We start from the raw sequence: 3,043 nt of genomic DNA, 5'->3' as shown, positions 1-3,043 counted from the left end.
AGGTAGTTCTGGGAGCGGACGGGGCCTTGTTCACAGGCAGGTTCGCGATTAGATTATGAGCAGTTGAAACACTCTTCCGACACCCGCCGATGGAGGTGGACCGTCCGCCATGGATTCGACGCTGCTGCTCGAAGACACCTATCAGAGCGCCGTTCGACGCGCACATGAGCGTCTGGCAGGACCGTCGGAGACGAGCCTCCACCTGCCGTCGTCAGGGCCCGGGGTGCGGACCTCGGTCCTGGAATCATGGGACCGGTCTCTGGCCCGGCTGCGCGACCCCGACAGCGTGCAGGTCCAGGTCGCATTCGAAACCGATCGTCTCGCCGAGGTGCGCCGGCGACATCCCTTCCACGCGATCATGCCGTTGCTGCGGTCCCATCTCATCGAACCCGCCAAAGACGCCGGACTGCTGGCCGCCCTCGGCGACGAACAGGGGCGACTGCTGTGGGTTGAGGGGGAGCGGGGCGTGCGCGACCGTGCCGAAGCCATGGGTTTCGTCTCCGGGTCGGACTGGTCAGAAGAGGTGATGGGCACCTCCGCACCGGCCCTGGCCCTGCGATCGGGCCGGCCCGTGCAGGTCAGCCGCGCCGAGCATTTCGCACCCGACGTCCATTCCTGGAGCTGCAGCGCCGTCCCCGTCACCCACCCGCTGACCGGGCAGGTCATCGGCATCATCGATGTCACCGGGGGAGACGACGCCGTGTCCTCCATCGTGCTGCCGCTGCTGTCGTCGACGGCGAAGGCCGCCGGGGCTCAGCTGTCCCAGCTCTTCACGCCGCAGCAGATGCACACCGGCACCGAGGCGGCCGGGACCAGACTGACAGTGCTCGGTCCCAGCCCCGCTTTGGAGAACCCCGATGGAACGCGGATTCCCCTGAGCCGTCGGCACGCCGAGATCCTGTTGCTGCTGCACAGGCGTCCCGACGGCATCAGCGGTGCCGGACTGGTGGAGCGGCTGTGGTCGGTCGGCGGCAGCGAAGTCACGGTCCGGGCGGAGATCAATCGTCTGCGCAGAACGATCGGCAGCCTCGGCGATCTGCGCATCGACGCCCGCCCCTATCGGTTGCGCGGGGACGTCGATTCGGATCTGGAGCTCACCGTGCAGGCTCTGGCCAGCGGTGACACGGATTCGGCCCTCGAGCAGTTCAGGGGGACCGTCCTGCCGGATTCCGAAGCGCCGGGAGTCCGCGAGATCGCGGCGGAGGTCGATGCGCTTATGCGCGAGACCCTGCTCCAGGACGGAACCTGGCAGCAGCTGTGGCGGTTCGCGAACCTGCCGGACTTCCGCGACGACGTCGAAGTCCTCATGACAGTGCTGCGTCTGGCACCGCCCGAGGCCGCCGAACGCAACGCCGCGGTCGTGCGCCTGGAGGCGCTGGGCCTCTGAACTCGGCGAACCGATTGCGGTTCGGTGTGCGGGACGGGGCGGCCGCCTCGGCGATGTGATGCAACCCACATGCAACGTTGCGCTCGGTAGCGTCGTGGTCACACGGAGACAATCCGGTGGAATCAGACGCATCAAAGGAGTTGCAATGACTGTCTACGCACAGCCTGGTCAGGACGGGTCGCTCGTCACCTTCAAGTCCCGGTATGAGAACTTCATCGGCGGTCAGTGGGTGCCGCCGGTCAAGGGCAACTATTTCGAGAACCCCAGCCCCGTCACCGGCAAGACCTTCACCGAGGTCCCGGCCAGCACCGCTGAGGACATCGAACTCGCTCTCGACGCCGCGCACAAGGCGGCTCCGGCCTGGGGCAAGACCTCGGTCGCCGAACGGGCCAACATCCTCAATCGGATCGCCGACCGCATCGAGGAGAACCTCGAGATGATCGCCGTCGCCGAGACTTGGGACAACGGCAAGGCGATCCGCGAGCCCCTCAACGCCGACCTGCCGCTGGCGGTCGATCATTTCCGCTACTTCGCCGGAGCGATCAGGGCACAGGAGGGCGGACTCTCGCAGATCGACGATGACACCGTGGCGTATCACTTCCACGAGCCGCTCGGTGTGGTCGGCCAGATCATTCCCTGGAACTTCCCGATCCTCATGGGCGTGTGGAAGATCGCACCGGCGCTGGCCGCGGGCAACGCGATCGTGCTCAAGCCCGCCGAGCAGACTCCTGCCTCGATCCTCGTCCTCGTCGAGCTCATCGCCGACCTGCTGCCCGAGGGCGTGCTCAACGTCGTCAACGGCTTCGGTCTGGAGGCCGGCAAGCCGCTGGCGTCGAACAAGCGGATCTCGAAGATCGCGTTCACCGGTGAGACCACAACCGGTCGTCTGATCATGCAGTACGCCTCGCAGAACATCATTCCGGTGACTCTGGAGCTCGGCGGAAAGTCGCCGAACATCTTCTTCGAGGATGTGCTGGCCAAGGACGATTCGTATGCGGACAAGGCCCAGGAGGGCTTCACGATGTTCGCTCTCAACCAGGGCGAGGTCTGCACCTGCCCGTCGCGTGCGCTCATCCAGGAATCGATCGCCGATCCCTTCCTCGAGAAGGTCGTGGCCAGGACGAAGAAGATCGTCCAGGGCAATCCGCTCGACACGGACACGATGATGGGCGCCCAGGCCTCGAACGACCAGTTCGAGAAGATCATGTCCTACCTCGACATCGGCCGTCAGGAAGGCGCCGAGGTGCTCACCGGCGGCGGCAAGGCCGAACTCGACGGGGATCTGGCCGGCGGCTTCTACGTGCAGCCGACGATCTTCAAGGGCACGAACAAGATGCGCATCTTCCAGGAGGAGATCTTCGGGCCCGTCGTCTCGGTCGCGACATTCTCCGACTACGCCGACGCCATGGCCACTGCCAATGACACGCTCTACGGCCTCGGCGCCGGTGTCTGGTCGCGCGACGGCAACACCGCCTACCGGGCCGGTCGCGAGATCCAGGCCGGTCGTGTGTGGGTGAACAACTACCATGCCTACCCGGCTCATGCGGCCTTCGGCGGGTACAAGGCTTCGGGCATCGGTCGCGAGAACCACAAGATGATGCTCGATCACTACCAGCAGACGAAGAACCTGCTCGTCAGCTACTCGGAGAACGCCCA

At 65.6% G+C, this 3,043-nt stretch carries 2 protein-coding genes; both read left to right on the top strand.

Features of this window, described 5'->3' with window-relative positions; genetic code table 11:
• Positions 1–109 precede the first annotated feature (109 nt).
• Positions 110–1,387: a GAF domain-containing protein gene (locus ACTIIH_RS16145; RefSeq protein WP_441090211.1), complete on the top strand. Its 1,278-nt coding sequence runs from the start codon at positions 110–112 to the stop codon at positions 1,385–1,387.
• 145 nt (positions 1,388–1,532) lie between these two features.
• On the top strand, positions 1,533–3,043 hold a 1,511-nt coding region (exaC, locus tag ACTIIH_RS16140; RefSeq protein WP_441452838.1), incomplete at its 3' end, for an acetaldehyde dehydrogenase ExaC.

Source organism: Brevibacterium sp. (genome assembly GCF_052105255.1).
GTDB classification, from domain to species: domain Bacteria; phylum Actinomycetota; class Actinomycetes; order Actinomycetales; family Brevibacteriaceae; genus Brevibacterium; species Brevibacterium linens_B.
The sequence above is the reverse complement of the archived record's forward strand: the minus strand, read 5'-3'. Positions and strand labels throughout refer to the sequence as shown.